This window comes from Sphingomonas sp. S1-29, assembly GCF_026167545.1.
Lineage (GTDB): Bacteria > Pseudomonadota > Alphaproteobacteria > Sphingomonadales > Sphingomonadaceae > Sphingomonas.
Genome location: NZ_CP110678.1, coordinates 152951 through 168577, shown reverse-complemented (window position 1 = coordinate 168577; position 15627 = coordinate 152951). Strand labels below are relative to the sequence as shown.

Annotated in this window: 14 protein-coding genes; 9 read left to right on the top strand and 5 right to left on the bottom strand. The window is 68.0% G+C overall.

Features of this window, described 5'->3' with window-relative positions:
• Position 1 precedes the first annotated feature (1 nt).
• Genes OKW76_RS00790 through OKW76_RS00780 form a run of 3 tightly spaced genes read left to right on the top strand, consistent with a single transcriptional unit; the run spans position 2 to position 3120 of the window.
• A complete protein-coding gene (locus OKW76_RS00790; RefSeq protein WP_265550285.1) occupies positions 2–400 on the top strand; it encodes a c-type cytochrome in 399 nt (132 codons plus the stop codon).
• Positions 397–1632, top strand: a complete 1236-nt coding sequence (locus OKW76_RS00785; protein ID WP_265550284.1) for an iron-containing alcohol dehydrogenase — start codon at positions 397–399, stop codon at positions 1630–1632. Before OKW76_RS00790 ends, OKW76_RS00785 begins: the two co-directional genes overlap by 4 nt.
• A gap of 12 nt (positions 1633–1644) precedes the next feature.
• Complete coding sequence (locus tag OKW76_RS00780) at positions 1645–3120, top strand: NAD-dependent succinate-semialdehyde dehydrogenase (protein WP_265550282.1); 1476 nt, start codon at positions 1645–1647, stop codon at positions 3118–3120.
• A 122-nt stretch (positions 3121–3242) separates the two neighbouring features.
• On the opposite strand, the gene OKW76_RS00775 is transcribed toward OKW76_RS00780, so the two are convergent.
• Together OKW76_RS00775 and OKW76_RS00770 are read right to left on the bottom strand one after the other, a co-directional pair.
• Positions 3243–4025 carry an enoyl-CoA hydratase gene (locus tag OKW76_RS00775; protein ID WP_265550280.1) on the bottom strand — a complete coding sequence of 261 codons (783 nt, stop codon included), beginning with the start codon at positions 4023–4025 and terminating at the stop codon, positions 3243–3245.
• A complete protein-coding gene (locus OKW76_RS00770; protein WP_265550278.1) occupies positions 4022–5209 on the bottom strand; it encodes a CaiB/BaiF CoA transferase family protein in 1188 nt (395 codons plus the stop codon). Before OKW76_RS00770 ends, OKW76_RS00775 begins: the two co-directional genes overlap by 4 nt.
• A 206-nt stretch (positions 5210–5415) precedes the next feature.
• Between OKW76_RS00770 and OKW76_RS00765 the strand changes: the two genes are divergently transcribed.
• From OKW76_RS00765 to OKW76_RS00755, 3 genes are read left to right on the top strand one after another with little or no spacing between them, the layout of a single operon-like run.
• The gene (locus OKW76_RS00765; RefSeq protein ID WP_265550276.1) at positions 5416–7263 is read left to right on the top strand and encodes a PQQ-binding-like beta-propeller repeat protein; all 1848 of its coding nucleotides are present in this window, start codon (positions 5416–5418) and stop codon (positions 7261–7263) included.
• 8 nt (positions 7264–7271) lie between these two features.
• Entirely contained in the window at positions 7272–7589 is a 318-nt protein-coding gene (locus OKW76_RS00760) for a hypothetical protein (protein ID WP_265550274.1), read from the top strand.
• Positions 7589–8113, top strand: a complete 525-nt coding sequence (locus tag OKW76_RS00755) for a gamma carbonic anhydrase family protein (RefSeq protein ID WP_265550272.1) — start codon at positions 7589–7591, stop codon at positions 8111–8113. Before OKW76_RS00760 ends, OKW76_RS00755 begins: the two co-directional genes overlap by 1 nt.
• Before the next feature lie 192 nt (positions 8114–8305).
• Here the strand turns inward: OKW76_RS00755 and OKW76_RS00750 are convergent, their stop codons facing one another.
• Genes OKW76_RS00750 through OKW76_RS00740 form a run of 3 tightly spaced genes read right to left on the bottom strand, consistent with a single transcriptional unit; the run spans position 8306 to position 10663 of the window.
• The gene (locus OKW76_RS00750; protein WP_265550270.1) at positions 8306–9298 is read right to left on the bottom strand and encodes an SMP-30/gluconolactonase/LRE family protein; all 993 of its coding nucleotides are present in this window, start codon (positions 9296–9298) and stop codon (positions 8306–8308) included.
• An 11-nt stretch (positions 9299–9309) separates the two neighbouring features.
• Positions 9310–9744 (bottom strand): hypothetical protein, encoded by a 435-nt coding sequence (locus OKW76_RS00745; protein ID WP_265550268.1) that lies wholly within the window; start codon positions 9742–9744, stop codon positions 9310–9312.
• A gap of 13 nt (positions 9745–9757) precedes the next feature.
• The gene (locus OKW76_RS00740; RefSeq protein WP_265550266.1) at positions 9758–10663 is read right to left on the bottom strand and encodes a cupin domain-containing protein; all 906 of its coding nucleotides are present in this window, start codon (positions 10661–10663) and stop codon (positions 9758–9760) included.
• A gap of 142 nt (positions 10664–10805) precedes the next feature.
• On the opposite strand from OKW76_RS00740, the gene OKW76_RS00735 reads away from it, so the two are divergent.
• From OKW76_RS00735 to OKW76_RS00725, 3 genes are all read left to right on the top strand, one after another.
• Positions 10806–12092, top strand: coding sequence for an MFS transporter (locus tag OKW76_RS00735; RefSeq protein WP_265550264.1), 1287 nt, complete (start codon positions 10806–10808; stop codon positions 12090–12092).
• A gap of 52 nt (positions 12093–12144) precedes the next feature.
• The gene (locus tag OKW76_RS00730) at positions 12145–13125 is read left to right on the top strand and encodes a cupin domain-containing protein (RefSeq protein WP_265550262.1); all 981 of its coding nucleotides are present in this window, start codon (positions 12145–12147) and stop codon (positions 13123–13125) included.
• 133 nt (positions 13126–13258) lie between these two features.
• The gene (locus OKW76_RS00725) at positions 13259–15610 is read left to right on the top strand and encodes a glycoside hydrolase family 95 protein (RefSeq protein ID WP_265550260.1); all 2352 of its coding nucleotides are present in this window, start codon (positions 13259–13261) and stop codon (positions 15608–15610) included.
• The last annotated feature ends 17 nt before the right edge of the window (positions 15611–15627 follow it).

The window sequence follows — 15627 nt, the reverse complement described above, 5'->3', positions numbered from 1 at the left end:
TATGATGATCCGTATATCGATTGCCGGTGCCGCGATGGCCGTCGCGACGCTGGGCGCTGCCGCGGCGACCGCGCTGCCGCTGGCGCCGCCGGGCGATGCCGCCAAGGGCAAGACCGTCTTCGCGCGCTGCGCCGCGTGCCATTCGGTGGTGCCGGGCAAGAAGGGGATCGGCCCCAGCCTGGCGGGGGTCGTCGGGCGTCCTGCCGCGGCGATGCCGGGCTATAGTTATTCGGCCGCGTTCAAGAATTCGAAACTGGTGTGGAACGATGCGACGATCGCGCGCTTTGTCGCGGGGCCATCGAAGCTGGTGCCGGGCACCAAGATGATGGCGCCGCCCGTGACCAAACCCGAAGATCAGGCGAACCTCGTCGCCTATCTCAAAACCGTGGGAAGCAAGTGACCCAGCCCCTATCGCTTTTCGGTGCGGCACGGCTGCCGCGGACGATCCTGTTCGGGCGCGGCCAGCGCGGGGCGCTCGGCTCGACCAGCGCGCGGCTGGGGCGGCGCGCCCTCGTGGTCACCGACGCCCGCCAGGCGGCGCAACCGGTGTTCGCCGAAATCCTAGCCGATCTGGCGGCGCACGGCGTCACCACCCAGGTGTTCGACGGCGTCATTCCTGACCTGCCGGTCGAATCGATCGAGACCTGCATCGATGCGGCACGCGATTTCGCACCCGACCTGGTGATCGCGATCGGTGGCGGCAGCGCGATGGACCATGCCAAGATCGTCGCGGTGCTGCTGGCGCATGGCGGCAAGGTGAGCGACTATTATGGCGAGTTCGCGGTGCCCGGCCCCGTCCTGCCGCTGATCGCGGTGCCGACCACGGCGGGGACCGGTTCGGAGGCGACGCCGGTCGCGGTGGTCGCCGATACCGGGCGCGGCACCAAGGTCGGGGTGGCGAGCCCGTATCTGATCCCCGAGGTTGCGATCTGCGATCCCGACCTGACCGTGTCGTGCCCGCCGTCGCTCACCGCGATCTCGGGCGCCGATGCGCTGACGCATGCGATCGAATCCTTCACCACCGCGCCGCGCACCGGCGATGCGATGCTGACAGAGCAGCATGTGTTCGTCGGCAAGAATGCGCTGTCGGACCATTTCGCCAAGCTGGCGATCGCCAACCTGTTCAAGTTCCTCGAGCGCGCGTGGCGCGACGGCAACGACATCGAAGCGCGCGAGGGTGTGATGCTCGCCTCGCTCACCGCGGGCTGCGCGTTCGGCACCGCGGGGACTGCGGCGGCGCATGCGCTGCAATATCCGATCGGCAACTTGACCCACACCGCGCACGGCGCGGGGGTCGCGGCGCTGATGCCCTTCGTGATGCAATATAACCGCCCCGCCTGCGCCGAAGCCTTCGCCGAGCTCGCCACGCTGGTCGGGCTGCCCGACGGCAGTGTCGAACAACGATCGCAGGCGTTCATCGAAGCCGTCGCGGCGTTGCTCGCGTCGATCGGCATTCCCAGATCGCTCGCCGAGCTGGGCTTGCGCGAGGACCAGCAGGAATTCGTCGCCGAACATTCGCTCGACGCCGCACGGCTCATCAAGAACAACCCGCGCCCGCTCGACCTGACCGCGATGCGCACGATCACCCAGGCAGCCTATGCCGGCGAGCGCCACCGCCTTGTCGCCATCTGACGGAACCCGATCATGACCGCTAACAGCTTCGCCCCCACCGGACAGACCGGCCCCTTCGCGATCCCCACCGACCTGTTGATCGGCGAGCATTGGGCGCCCGCCGCCTCGGGCAAGCGGATCGATGTCGTCAATCCGTCGAGCGGCGAGGTGCTGACCTCGATCGCCGATGGCGGGGTCGACGAGGCGATCGCCACCGTCGATGCCGCCGATGCGGCGGCCGCGGGCTGGGCCGCGACGCCGCCGCGCAAGCGCGCCGAGATCCTGCTTGCCTGCTTCCACGCGATGATGGCGCAGCAGGAATGGCTGGCGCAGATCATCTCGCTCGAGAACGGCAAGGCGCTGACCGACGCGCGCGGCGAGGTCGCCTATGCCGCCGAATTCTTCCGCTGGTATGCCGAGGAGGCGGTGCGCATCAACGGCGAGCTGACGATGGCGCCGTCGGGCGCCAACCGGATCATGGTGCAATATCAGCCGATCGGCATCGCGCTGCTGATCACGCCGTGGAATTTCCCCGCGGCGATGGCGACGCGCAAGATCGCGCCCGCGCTGGCGGCGGGCTGCACCTGCATCCTCAAGCCCGCCGAGGAAACCCCGCTGACCGCGCTCGCGGTGGCCGAGATCATGCGCCGCGCCGGCGTTCCCGCGGGCGTGGTCAACGTCTTCAACACCAGCGATCCCGGCCCCGCGTGCAGCGCGATGCTGCACGATCCGCGGGTGCGCAAATTGTCGTTCACCGGATCGACCGAGGTCGGCCGCATCCTGCTGCGCGAGGCCGCCGACCAGGTCATCAGCTCGTCGATGGAGCTGGGCGGCAACGCGCCGTTCCTGGTGCTCGACGACGCCGATCTCGATGAAGCGATCGAGGGCGCGATGGTCGCCAAGATGCGCAACGCGGGCGAAGCCTGCACCGCGGCGAACCGCTTCTACGTCCAGCGCGGTATCCACGACGCGTTCGTGGCCAAGCTGTGCGAACGGATGGGGGCGCTGACGGTCGGCGCGGGGACCGATGCCGCCACCCAGTGCGGCGCGATGATCAACCAGGAATCGATCGACAAGATCGAGCGGCTGGTCGCCGACGCAGTCGATCGCGGCGCCGAGATACGGCTGGGCGGCAAGACGCTCGACCGCCCGGGCTTCTTCTACCCGCCATCGGTGATCGCCAATGTCCAGCCGGGCTCGGAGATTCTGGGCACCGAGGTGTTCGGCCCGGTCGCGGCGGTGATCGCGTTCGACGATGTCGACGAAGCCGTCGCGCTCGCCAACGCCACCGAATATGGCCTGGCGGCCTATGTCTATACCGGCGATCTCAAGCGCGGGCTGCAGCTGGCCGAGCGGATCGAATGCGGGATGGTCGCGGTCAATCGCGGGCTGGTGTCCGATGCCGCCGCGCCGTTCGGCGGGATGAAGCAGAGCGGCCTCGGCCGCGAAGGCGCGCACCACGGCATGCTCGAATATTGCGAGGCGAAGTATATCGCGGTGAGTTGGTAACGGGGGTCGTCGGGCAATAGTCGTCACCCCGGACTTGGTCCGGGGTCCACCGCCCAACAACCACTGCCGCCGCGAGGGGCAAGCTGGACCCCGGATCAAGTCCGGGGTGACGATGGAGGTGGTTAGCGCCCTTCCCAATCGGGCACGCGCTTGGTCTTCGCCAGGAAATCCGCCACCCCGCGGCGGAAATCGGCGCTGCCATAGACTTCGCCGATCAGCGCTTCGATCGCGGGCAGGTCGCCGAAGGTCATCCGGCGGATCGTTTCCTTGGTCGTCCGCGTCGTCAGCGGTGCGTTCTCCGCCGCGCGCGCGCATAATGCCGTCAATTCGCCGTCGATCGCGTCGCGCTCGACCAGCTTGAGCAGGAAGCCGCTCGCGAGCAGTTGCTCGGCGGTCAGCATCTCGCCCAGCAGCACCATCCTTTTGGCGAACTGCACCCCGACCGCGCCGCCGACCCGCGCGACGCTCGCCGCCGACAGGCAATTGCCGATCGTCCGCCCGATCGGCGAGCCGAACTTGGCGTCGGGGGTGGCGATGCGGAAGTCGCAGGCGCTGGCGATGTTGATGCCGCCGCCGACCGCCCAGCCCTCGACCGCGGCGATCGTCGTGCAGGGGATCGCGTCGATCGCGCCCATGCACTCGTCGATGCCGCGTTCATAGGCGATGCCTTGTTCGCCGGTGGTGAAGTCCGCGAATTTGGAGATGTCGGTGCCCGAGATGAACGCCTTGCCGCCGACGCCGCGGAAGGTGACGACACGGACCGATGGATCGGCTGCGACCCCGAGCGCGACGTCGCGCAAATCGAGCCACATCTCCCCGGTCAGCGCGTTGTGCGCCGCGGGGTTGTCGAAGCGGACGTGCAGCACGGCCCCATCGCGGGCGGTGGTGATTTGACCCGCGATCATTCGGCTGCCTCGCTCGGTGCGGCGAGCAGCCCGCGATCGACCAGTTCCTGGCGGATCGCGGCCGAATGTTCGTTGAGCAAGGGCGGCGGCAGCCGCACTTCCTGCGGGGTGCCGCGCATCTTCACCGGGAAGCCCAGCGCCTTGAACTCGCCCTCGACCGGATGCGGGATCATCTGCACCATGCCGCGCGCGACCGCCTGCTCGCTTTCAACCGCCTCGCCATAATCGAGGATCGGCGCGGCGGGGACGCCCGCCGCCAGCATCGCATCGATCCATTGCTGCTTGGTGCGCGTCAGGAAGGTGGGCGCAAGATCGTCGATGAGGATTTGGCGGTTCTGCACCCGCGCGGCATTGGTCGAATAGCGCGGGTCCTCCTGCAGTTCGGGGCGACCGATCACCCCCAGGAAGGTCAGCCACAGCCCCTGGTTCGCCGCGCCGATGACGAACCAGCCGTCGGATGCTTGCACCGCCTGATACGGCGCCGACATGCGGTTGGCCGAACCGATCGGGGTCGGCGCCTTGCCGGTGCCCCAGAGTTCGGTCGTCTCCCAGATCGACAGCCCCATCGCCGCTTCGAGCAGCGACGCGTCGATATATTGCCCCTTGCCGCTTGCCTGCCGGCCGATGATCGCGCTCAGGATCGCGTAGGCGCTGAACAGCCCGGCGCCGAGATCGGCGACCGCGATGGAGTTCTTCGCAGGCTCCATGTCGGGGAAGCCATTCGAGCTGAGGATGCCCGACATCGCCTGCGCGATCAGGTCGAAGCCCGGGCGCTGCGCCCAGGGGCCGGTCTGGCCGAAGCCCGAGATGCTGGCATAGACCAGCCGCGGGTTGATCGCCGCCAGCGTATCGTAATCGATCCCCAGCCGCGCCGCGACGCCAGGGCGCGCATTCTCGACCAGAATGTCGGCGGTCTTGACCAGCGCGTAGAGTACTTCGCGGTCGGCATCGTCCTTCAGGTTCAGCGTGATGCTGCGCTTGTTGCGGTTGAGCGCCAGGAAGCCCGGGCTATCCTCGCCCTTCAGTCGGAACCCCATCGAATGCCGCGTCGAATCGCCGGTCTTGGGCGGTTCGATCTTGATGACGTCGGCGCCCATGTCGCCCAACATCATGCAGCAGAACGGCCCCGCCATCACCTGCGATATGTCGAGCACGCGCAGGCCCGAAAGTGGCAAAGTGGACATCGACAAACCTCTCCTCATCGCAGCTTAAAACTGCCGTAGATCATATTGTATATGATTTATAGCCGGTCTATCGATGGGCGCAACGCGATTTGCCGCCCGGCCTTGAACCGGAAAAGCAGACGAAGTGGAGAGATGCCTTGCCCCAGCCAATGCCCATGCTGCGACCTTCCCGCGCCCTGTTGACCGGTGCGTCCCTTGCCCTGGCCTTGGCCGCACTTCCCGCGCTAGCACAACAGAAAGGCGACTGGACCAGCTATGGCCGCGACGAGGGTCATGCCCGCCACTCGCCGCTGACCGCGATCAAGCCCGCCAATGTCAGCAAGCTCAAGAAGCTGTGGTCGTATCACATGCGCCCCGCCGGGGTGACCGCCGATTCGATTCCGATGCCCGACGGTGTGCCCGAGCGTTTCAAGACCGGCTTCTCGGCGTCCGAAGCGACCCCTTTGGTGGTCGACGGCACCATGTATCTGTCGACCCCCTATCGCCGCGTCGTCGCGCTCGATGCCGCGACGGGCAAGGAACGCTGGGTGTTCAATTTCCCCGGCAACGACCAAGCATCGACGCGCGGCGTCGCCTACTGGCCGGGCGACGGCAAGACCGGGCCGCGGATCGTCTTCGGGACGCGGACGGGCAAGCTCTATGCGCTCGACGCCAAGACCGGCCAGCCGGCCGCCGGCTTCGGCGAGGCGGGCGCGGTCAACATGAAGACCCCCGAGGTCATGAACGGCACGCGCGCCCCGCTGGGGATGAGCAGCCCGCCGGCGATCTACAAGAACCTGATCATCACCGGATCGCGCGTCCAGGAAATGCCGGCCAAGGGCGCGGCGGGCGACGTCCGCGCCTGGGACGCGGTGACGGGCAAGCTCGCCTGGACCTTCCACACGATTCCGCAGCCGGGCGAGGCCAATTTCGGCACCTGGGAGGGCGATAGCTGGAAGGGGCGATCGGGCAACAATGTGTGGACCTTTGTCGTCGTCGACGACCAGCGCGGCATCGCCTATCTGCCGGTGGGCGCGCCGACCTTCGATCGCTGGGGTGGCGATCGCAAAGGCATGAACCTGTATGGCAATTCGATCGTCGCGGTCGAAGCAGCGACCGGCAAATATCTCTGGCATTTCCAGACGATGCACCACGACATCTGGGACGTCGATCTGCCCGCAGCAACGCTGATCGACGTCAAGCGCGACGGCAGGACGATCCCCGCGATCGCGGTGATGAACAAGACCGCGATCATGTTCATCCTCGATCGCGTGACCGGCAAGCCGCTGTACGACGTCAAGGAAGTACCCGTCCCAACCGACACCGACGTGCCCGGCGAGCAGCCGTGGCCGACCCAGCCGATGCCCGCCAAGCCCGCGCCGCTCAGTCGCCTCACGTTCAGCATGGACGAGATGGTGCAGGCGCCCGCATCGCTTCGCGCGACCTGCGACAAGATCGTCGCCGACATGGGTGTGGTCGCGAGTAAGGCATTCCAGCCGCTGCGCGCCGATTCGGCGGTGGCGTTCTTCCCAGGCAGCTTCGGCGGAATCGATTGGGGCGGCGGGTCGTTCGATCCCGCGACCGGGCTGTACGTGGTCAACATCAACAACCTCGCCAGTCCGCAGCAGATGATACAGCAGCCCGATGGGAGCTGGGGACTGAAGGGTGGCTATGCCTATTTCCTCGATCCCGAGACGGGCAATCCGTGCAGCAAGCCGCCTTGGGGCGAGCTCGTCGCGGTCAACGTCAACAGCGGCGACATTGTGTGGCGCAGCGTACTCGGCGCGAACGAGGACCCCGCGCTCAAGGATGCGGGCGGGATCAGCGCGGGCGGGCCGATCACCACCGCGAGCGGGCTGACCTTCATCGGCGCGACGCGTGATTCGATGATCCGCGCGTTCGAGACGCGGACGGGCAAGTTGCTGTGGTCCGACAAGCTGCCCGCGTCGAACTACGGCACGCCGATGACCTTCGCGATGAAGGACGGCCGGCAGGCGGTCGGCGTGGTCGCAACCGGCGGCTTCGCGTTCCAGCCGGCGACTGCCGACGAAGTCGTCGTCTATACCCTGCCATGAGGTATCCCATGCTTATCCCCAAGATTGCCTTGCCGCTGCTCGCGCTCGCCATCGGCGGCCTCGGCACCGCGCTGGCCGGGCAGCAAAGCACCCCCGCCCCGCCCCCGCCCGGCCCCGGGCTCGAGCTGATCAACGAGCGTTGCGGCTATTGCCATTCGACCGCACAGGTTACCGATGTCCGCAAGACGCCCGCGGCCTGGGCAGCGACGGTGCAATCGATGATAGACCGCGGCGCCGAACTCGAGCCCGAGGAGCAGAAGATCATGGTCGACTATCTCGCCGCGCATCGCGCCGCGCCGGTGGACGCCGCGGCGGCAGCGCGCTGATGCCGCGCTACGCGATCGACGGGACCGCGCCGCAAGTGCCCGACGACAGCTGGGTCGCGCCATCGGCCGACGTGATCGGCGATGTCCGGCTGGGGCATGAAGTGGGAATCTGGTTCGGCGCGGTGATCCGCGCCGACAACACCCCGATCGTGCTGGGCGACCGTACCAATGTGCAGGAGGGGTGCATGCTCCACTCCGATCCTGGGGTGCCGCTCAGCGTCGGCGAGGATTGCACGATCGGCCATCACGCGATCCTGCACGGCTGCACGATCGGGAACCGCGTACTGGTCGGCATGGGCGCGACGGTGCTCAACAACGCGGTGATCGGCGATGACTGCCTGATCGGCGCGGGCGCGCTGGTGACCGAGGGGAAAAGCTTCCCCCCCGGCAGCCTGATCATCGGATCGCCCGCCAAGGTGGCGCGCGAACTGTCACCCGAGGCGATCGCCGCGCTGCGGCTGTCGGCAGCGGGCTATGCCGCGCGCCAGGCGCATTTCAAACGCAACCTGACGCGCGTCGACTGAGCCGGTCGAGGGCGGCATCGCTGCCGCCCTCGCGGCTTAGCGCCTAATGACTTTACCTCGATCCGTTCACCCTGCGCTTGTCCAAGGGTTGTCCTTCTTCGTGCCGCAGTCGCTATGGCGCGAAGAAGAACGGTGCTTCGACAAGCTCAGCACGAACGGGGAGAGGGCAGGTCCAGCGGCCATCATCCCGCTCTAGCGCGCGAACATCGGCAGCGCGCCGACGCCCTTGATCGGTACACGATAGATGCTCGTCGACGCGGTGATCCACAGCGCGTCGCCCTGCTCGCCGAACGCAAGGTTCGCCGCGGTTTCGGGCATGTGGATCCGTCCGAGCGTCTTGCCCGCGGGCGAGAAGATCCAGATCCCTCCCGGCCCCGTCGCCCAGACATTGCCGCGCAGGTCAACCTTGAGCCCGTCCGCCCCGCCGCCCGGCCCCTTGGGAAAGGTGAAAAAGCTGCGCCGGTCGGAAACCGCGCCGTCGCGTGCGACCTTGTAGGCGAAAATCGTCGCCTGCCCGTAATCGGCGATGTAGAGCGTGTCACCCTTGGGCGAGAGGCCGATGCCGTTGGGCAGCTTCAGATCGGTGATGACCGCGTCGAGCTTGCCACCGGCGTAGCGGAACACCGGATTATTCGGCAGTTCCTTCTTGGGATCCTTGTCCATGCCGTTGAACAGCCCGAAGGGCGGATCGGTGAACCAGAGGGCGCCGTCGGGGGCGTAGACGAGGTCGTTGGGGCTGTTGAGCCGCTTGCCCTGATAGGCCGACAGGAAGGGCGTGACCTTGCCCGCGGCATCGACGCGGACGATTTGCCGCGCGCCCATCTGCGCCATCAGCACGCTGCCGTCGCGATCGGGGATGAGCCCGTTCGAGCCGATGCTCGCGCCCGCGGGCGGGTTGGCCAGCCCGCCCGAATTGGCGAGCAATTCGGTCACCTTGCCCGCGCGATCGACGGTGCGCAACTTGTCGCCGACCACGTCGGAGAACCATAATTTCCCGTCATGCCACAGCGGGCCTTCGGTGAAGCCGAAGCCGGTGGCGACGCGCTCGATCGGCGCGTCGGCGGCGATCAGCGTGTCGAGCGCGGGATCGATCCGCTCGATCCGCGCGGTGCGGGCGGGCTCCTGCGCAGCGGCTGGGGCGAACACTGCGAAGGCTGCAACGACGGCGGTGGCGATGGGATGCATCAGCAGGCTCCTCAAACAGCGTCGGTGAGCAGGACCAGATAGTCCCGGTTGAGCACGGTATTCTCGATCAGCGGCCAGACCTGCTGGTGGAGATCGGACCCCGCCCACACCTGGCGCTGCTCCTCGCTCTCATAGGTCAGCTGGAAGCGATAATTGATGCCCGGCGCGGGCGCGGGGCCGCCCTGGATGACGTTGCGCAGCTTGAGCATCTTGAGGTCGAGGAAGCCGCGCCCGCGATAGCTTTCGGCGGCGGGGCGGAAGCGCCGGTGGAAATGATCGAGCATCTCGGCTTCGCGCGCCGGGTCGATCGCGAGGTCGCAATAGAGCACGATCGGTTTGCGCGCGGCGGGCTTCGCCGCGCCCTGGGGCATCGCGGCGGTGGCGGCTCCGGTGCCGGCGCCGATGCCGGCAAGCGCGAGCAGTTTCAGTAGATTTCGTCGTTGCATGGCATTCCTTTCCTCAGCGCGGCCGTTGCTGGCGCGCGACATAGTCGGCCTTGGTGGCCAGATCCTGCGCGATGCCGATCACCATCAGCTCGAGCGGCGCGGCGCCGGTGGCGCGGATCGCGCGCGCCTCGCCGATGTCGATCGGCACCGCGTCGCCTGCCGCGATCGGCGCGGTCTCGCCCGCCACCGTCACTTCGCCCGCGCCCGATACGACGTAGAGGACTTCGCTCATTCCCGGGGTCGACGCGCTGCCGACGCTGGCGCCGGGCGGCACGAGCAGGTGATCGACGAAGCTCCAGGCGGTCGAAAAGACCGCCGGCCCCAGCGCGCGGCGATAGCGCACCGTGCCGGCGCCGCCGTCCATCGCCGCGACGGGCTTGAGCAGCGCGCGGTCGAGCCGCAGCGAGACGAACTGCGGGATCCGATCGAGCGTAGCGTTGTCGAGCGGGTCGTTCAGGTCGAACTTGTCGTACGCCTTGGCCAGGCCGACATTGATGTTGAGCCATTGCAGCGGCTTGTCGGTGGCGTTGTAGATGCCGTGCGCATGCCCCAACAGGTCGGGCACCGCAGCCGGCCCGGCGAGCGTCGCGGTACGCCCGTCGATCGTGAACTGCGCCTCGCCATCGAGGATGACGAACATCTCCTCGCCCTGATGGTGATAATGCTGGCCAATGCCGCTCTTGGGCAGGATGACGCCGCGATGGACGAAAACCAGATTGCTGCGCACCGCGTCGGTGCCGAGCAAGGGCTGGAACTGCATCTTCCCAGCGCCGCCATGGACCGCGGGAAGCTCGCGCATCTCGGCGGGGTCGGTGCGGCCGATCCGCTGCGCCAGTGTCTGTGCGGCGGCGGGGGCCGCAGCCTGCGCGATCGCAAGCGTCGCCAGTGCGAGTGTCGAACCCAGAGTCGAACGCCGCATCCACCCCTCCCCTATTTGTGCCTGTCCGGCCTTTACGCGCCAGTATAACCAGCATAGAAACGAATCATATAGGATATTTCGCGGATCAACGCGGGGACTGGGGAGGTAGATCATGGTGGCGGGCAAACGCTCCCGGGTACGCGTGCAGCTGGTATTCCTGCTGTTCCTGATCAGCGCGGTCGCCTTCCTCGATCGCACCAACATCTCGGTCGCGGGCGTCCAGATGCGCCAGGAATATGGCATCGACCAGACCCGGCTAGGCTGGGTCTTCAGCGCGTTCCTGCTGGGCTATGCCGCGTTCCAGGTCCCCGCCGGATGGCTCGCCGCGCGCTACGGCCCGCGCAAGCTGCTGACCTGGGCACTGGTATGGTGGGGGCTGTTCAGCGTCGCCACCGCGCTGGTGCCACCCGACGGCCAGAACGCGATCCTGATGCTGGTGATCGTCCGCTTCGCGCTCGGCATCGGCGAGGCGGCGGTCTATCCCTCGAGCAGCCAATTCATCTCGCGCTGGGTGCCCGTCCAGGAGCGCGGCAAGGCCAATGGGCTGATCTTCGCCGGCGTCGGCGCCGGATCGGGGCTGACCCCGCCGCTGATCACCGCGGTGATCCTGTTCGCCGGCTGGCGCGCGTCCTTCTATGTCTGCGCTGCGATCGGCCTGATCGCCGCCGCGATCTGGTACGCGATGGCACGCGACCGGCCCGAGGAACATGACCGCGTCGATGCCGCCGAGCTGGCGCATATCCAGGCGGGCCTGCCCGCGGCCTCACTGGGCGCGCAGGTGGCGATCCCGTGGAAGGCGATCCTGTCGAGCCGCAACGTCTGGGGGCTGTTCCTCAGCTACTTCGCCTTCGGCTATGTCATCTGGATCTTCTTCAGCTGGTTCTTCATCTACCTCGCCGAAGCGCGCGGGCTCGACCTCAAGTCGAGCGCGATCTTCGGCATGGCGCCCTTCCTGGCGATGACCGCGGGGTGCCTGCTCGGCGGCGTGCTCAACGATGCTATCTCGAAGCGGCGCGGGCTATATGCCGGGCGATCGGGGCTGGCGATGGTGGCGTTCGTGCTGACCGGCATCTTCCTGCTGATCGGCTCGCGCGTCGACAATGCGCCGCTGGCGGTGCTGGTGCTCGCGATGGGCGGCGGCGCGATCTACCTGTCGCAGAGCAGCTTCTGGTCGGCGGCGGCGGACATTGCCGGGCAGCATACCGGGGTGGTGTCGGGGCTGATGAACGTCGGCTGCCAATTGGGCGGGGCGATCACCTCTTCGCTCACGCCGTGGATCGCGGCGCAATATGGCTGGGTCGCGGCGTTCGGCACCGGCGCGGGAATCGTGCTGGTCGGCACGATCGCCTGGGCCATCGTCGATCCGCGCCGCGCGATCGAGCCCGCATCGGCTGCGCCCGATCCCGAAATCACCCTGGCCCCGGCTTGACCGTGGCTTCCCCCCAGAGACCATGAAATGGTCCGCCGTTTAGGAGAAACTTGTGCCGTTCAATAAAATCCATCTGATCGTCGGCGCGATGCTGCTGCCGACCGCCGTCGCGGTGTCAGCGCAGACCACCCCCGCACAGCCGCAGGCCGCGCGCCCCGCCCCGCCGCCGCCGCCGCCGCTCGCCGCCTGGGTACCGAAGAAGACGCCGTACACCCCCTGGCAAGCCCCCAATCGCCCACGCTGGCAGCTCGCCGACGCCAAGGCGATGCACCGCGGCAAGGCCAGCTGGACCCAGCCGATCATCCGCAACAAGGACCTGGTCGCCGACTGGCACCAGCTCGCGCCCGGCCAGAAGACGCCGTCGCTCGCTTATTCGGACAACCGTACCGCGATCATCGTCTGGGAAGGCGAAGTGCGCGTCAGCCTCGACGGCCAGCCGCCCTTCACCGCGCGCAAGGGGTTCGAGATCGACATCCCCTTCCGCGTCCCCTTCACGATCGAGACGCTCGGCAGCCAGCCCGCGCTGTATTTCCAGATCAACGCCGCGAGCGACATGCCGCTCTATCCGCTCGACACGACGAACGCAGCGCCCAAGGCGGCGGGCTGGGCCTATGACCGCCGCATCGTCACCGGCGGCCCCGGCCCGATCGGCGAGCGCGGGAAACCCTTCCTCGATTATTATGGCGACGTCGTCGAAGGCGGCGCGCGCGCCAGCGCCTTCATCGCCGACCAGCATCTGTTCGTGAACAACATCCGCGGTCGCGCCACCCCCACTCCGCCCGCGTCGAACCTGGGACATTTCCATGTCGGCTATGACGAATTCTGGTTCGTGATGGAGGGCAATGTGACGCTGCAGGTCGAAGGCCAGCCGGTGTTCACCGCGGCAGCCGGCGACGTCATCTCGGCACCGCAGGGCCATTGGCATCGCGCGAGCTTCGGCGGGCCCGAAGGGCAGATGGGCACGCGCGTCGCGGTCAATCCCTACCCCTCGGGCGGCCATGCCTACACGATGGAATCGCAGGGCCGGCAGTAGGCGCTGCGCCGGATTTCCTTGCTTAACTCGGACAATTTGGCTTTCTTGCGCGCGACGGTGCCCCGGCGGGAGCGCATCGCGACCGAATTGGGGAGGGCAATTTGCCGAAGCTGAACTCGAAGGCCAACCGCACGTGACGCGCGCCGGCGACCAGCCGACGCGGCGTGCGCTGCTCAAAGGATCGGTCGGCGCGTCGGCGGTGCTCGCGCTGCCCGAGGCGCTTGCCCAGTCGGCGCAACCGACACCGCGCACCGATCGGCTCTGGTACGAAGCCGCCGCGACCGAATGGACGCAGGCGCTTCCGATCGGCAACGGCCGGTTGGGGGCGATGGTGTTCGGCGGAGTCGCGAACGAGCGGCTGCAGCTCAACGAGGATACCCTGTGGGCGGGTGGGCCCTATGACCCGGTCAATCCCGATGCCAAGGCGGCGCTGCCCGAGGTGCGCGCGCTGATCGCGGCGGGGCGCCATGCCGAGGCGCAGGCGCTGGCCAACCAGCGGGTGATGGCCAAGCCGCTCAAGCAGATGCCCTACCAGACGGTGGGCGACCTCGAGCTGCGGATGCCGCTGGGCGAAGCCTCGGCCTATCACCGCGAGCTCGACCTCGATGCGGCTATGGCGACGACCAGCTTCACCGCGGGTGGGGTCGGTTATGTCCGCCGGGTGATCGCCTCGCCGACGAGGCAGGTGATCGCGGTGCAGCTAACGGCGGATCGGCGCGGCGCGATCGACCTCGAAATCGCGCTGACCACGCCGCACGCCGCCACCGTGGCGGCGCAGGGCGATCGACTGGTGCTGACGGGCGTTAACGGCACCGCCGAGGGGATACCCGGAGCGCTGCGCTTCGCGGCGCAGGTTCGCGTCGTGCCGGGTGGCGGCGAGTTGACGCGCGAGGGCGCCACGCTGCGCGTGCGCGGCGCCGATACCGTCACCATCCTGGTCGCGATCGCCACCAGCTTTCGCCGCTTCGACGATGTCGGCGGCGATCCGCAGGCGATCGTCGCCGCGCAGATCGCCGATGCTTCGACTCGCCCCTTCGAGCGTCTAGCCGACGAGACCGCGGTCGAACACCGCAGGCTCTATCGCCGGGTCGCGCTCGATCTGGGGGACAGCCCCGGCGCCGCCTTGCCCACCGACAAGCGCATCGTCGCCGCGCAGCAGCGCGACGATCCCGCGCTGGCGGCGCTCTACTTCGCCTATGCCCGCTATCTGCTGATCTGTTCGTCGCGACCGGGCACCCAGCCCGCGAACTTGCAGGGCATCTGGAACGACAGCAACAAGCCCGCCTGGGAATCCAAATACACGATCAACATCAATACCGAGATGAACTATTGGCCCGCCGAGCCGCTGGCGCTGCCCGAATGCGTCGAGCCGCTGGTGGCGATGGTGCGCGATCTCGCGGTGACTGGCGCGAAAACCGCGCGCGACATGTACGGCGCGCGCGGCTGGGTGACGCATCACAATACCGATCTGTGGCGCGCGACCGCGCCCATCGACGGCGCGCAATGGGGGCTGTGGCCGACCGGCGGCGCGTGGCTGTGCACGCATCTGTGGGACCATTACGACTATAACCGCGACCCGGCGTTCCTCGCCTCGATCTATCCGCTGCTGCAGGGCGCCTGCATGTTCTTCCTCGACACGCTGGTGACCGATCCGGCGAGCGGGCGACTGATGACCAGCCCCTCGATCTCGCCCGAGAACGAGCATCACAAGGGCGTCGCGGTCTGCGCCGGGCCGGCGATGGACCAGCAGATCCTGCGCGACCTGTTCGACCAGACCGCGCGCGCCGCCGCGATCCTGGGCCGTGACGCCGATTTCGCGCGTGAGCTCGCGGCGGCACGCACGCGGCTCGCCCCCGACCGGATCGGCGCGCAGGGCCAGTTGCAGGAGTGGCAGGAAGATTGGGACGCGGGGGCGCCCGAACCGCTGCATCGCCACGTCTCGCATTTGTACGGCCTGTTCCCCAGCGCGCAGATCGACCTCGATCGAACGCCTGCGCTCGCCGCGGCAGCGCGTCGCACGCTCGAACAGCGCGGCGACGAGGCTACCGGATGGGCGACCGCGTGGCGGATCAATCTGTGGGCGCGGCTGCGCGACGGCGAGCATGCGCACAGCATCCTTCGCTTCCTGCTCGGCCCCGAGCGCACCTATCCCAACATGTTCGACGCGCACCCGCCCTTCCAGATCGACGGCAATTTCGGCGGCGCGCGCGCGATCGCCGAGATGCTGATGCAGAGCGAGGGCGAGGTGATCCATGTGCTTCCCGCGCTCCCTGCCGCGTGGCCGCAGGGCAGCGTTACCGGGCTTCGCGCGCGCGGCCGCTGCCGCGTCGATCTGGCGTGGCGGGCGGGCAAGCTCGATCGGCTGACGCTGGTCGCCGACCGGCCGGGGACACGGACCGTGCGGCTGGGAAGCGAGCGGCGCGTCATCGAACTGGCGGTGAAGGAGCGGGTCACGCTGACCGGCGCGCGGCTGATACGGCAATGAAGCAACGAGGGGGACGG

Excerpts from the sequence above, each read along its gene's own strand:
- OKW76_RS00780 (WP_265550282.1), top strand. The coding sequence starts at position 1,645 with ATGACCGCTAACAGCTTCGCCCCCACCGGACAGACCGGCCCCTTCGCG.
- OKW76_RS00770 (WP_265550278.1), bottom strand. The coding sequence starts at position 5,209 with ATGTCCACTTTGCCACTTTCGGGCCTGCGCGTGCTCGACATATCGCAG.
- OKW76_RS00750 (WP_265550270.1), bottom strand. The coding sequence starts at position 9,298 with ATGCATCCCATCGCCACCGCCGTCGTTGCAGCCTTCGCAGTGTTCGCC.
- OKW76_RS00790 (WP_265550285.1), top strand. The coding sequence starts at position 2 with ATGATGATCCGTATATCGATTGCCGGTGCCGCGATGGCCGTCGCGACG.
- OKW76_RS00775 (WP_265550280.1), bottom strand. The coding sequence starts at position 4,025 with ATGATCGCGGGTCAAATCACCACCGCCCGCGATGGGGCCGTGCTGCAC.
- OKW76_RS00740 (WP_265550266.1), bottom strand. The coding sequence starts at position 10,663 with ATGCGGCGTTCGACTCTGGGTTCGACACTCGCACTGGCGACGCTTGCG.
- OKW76_RS00760 (WP_265550274.1), top strand. The coding sequence starts at position 7,272 with ATGCTTATCCCCAAGATTGCCTTGCCGCTGCTCGCGCTCGCCATCGGC.
- OKW76_RS00755 (WP_265550272.1), top strand. The coding sequence starts at position 7,589 with ATGCCGCGCTACGCGATCGACGGGACCGCGCCGCAAGTGCCCGACGAC.
- OKW76_RS00745 (WP_265550268.1), bottom strand. The coding sequence starts at position 9,744 with ATGCAACGACGAAATCTACTGAAACTGCTCGCGCTTGCCGGCATCGGC.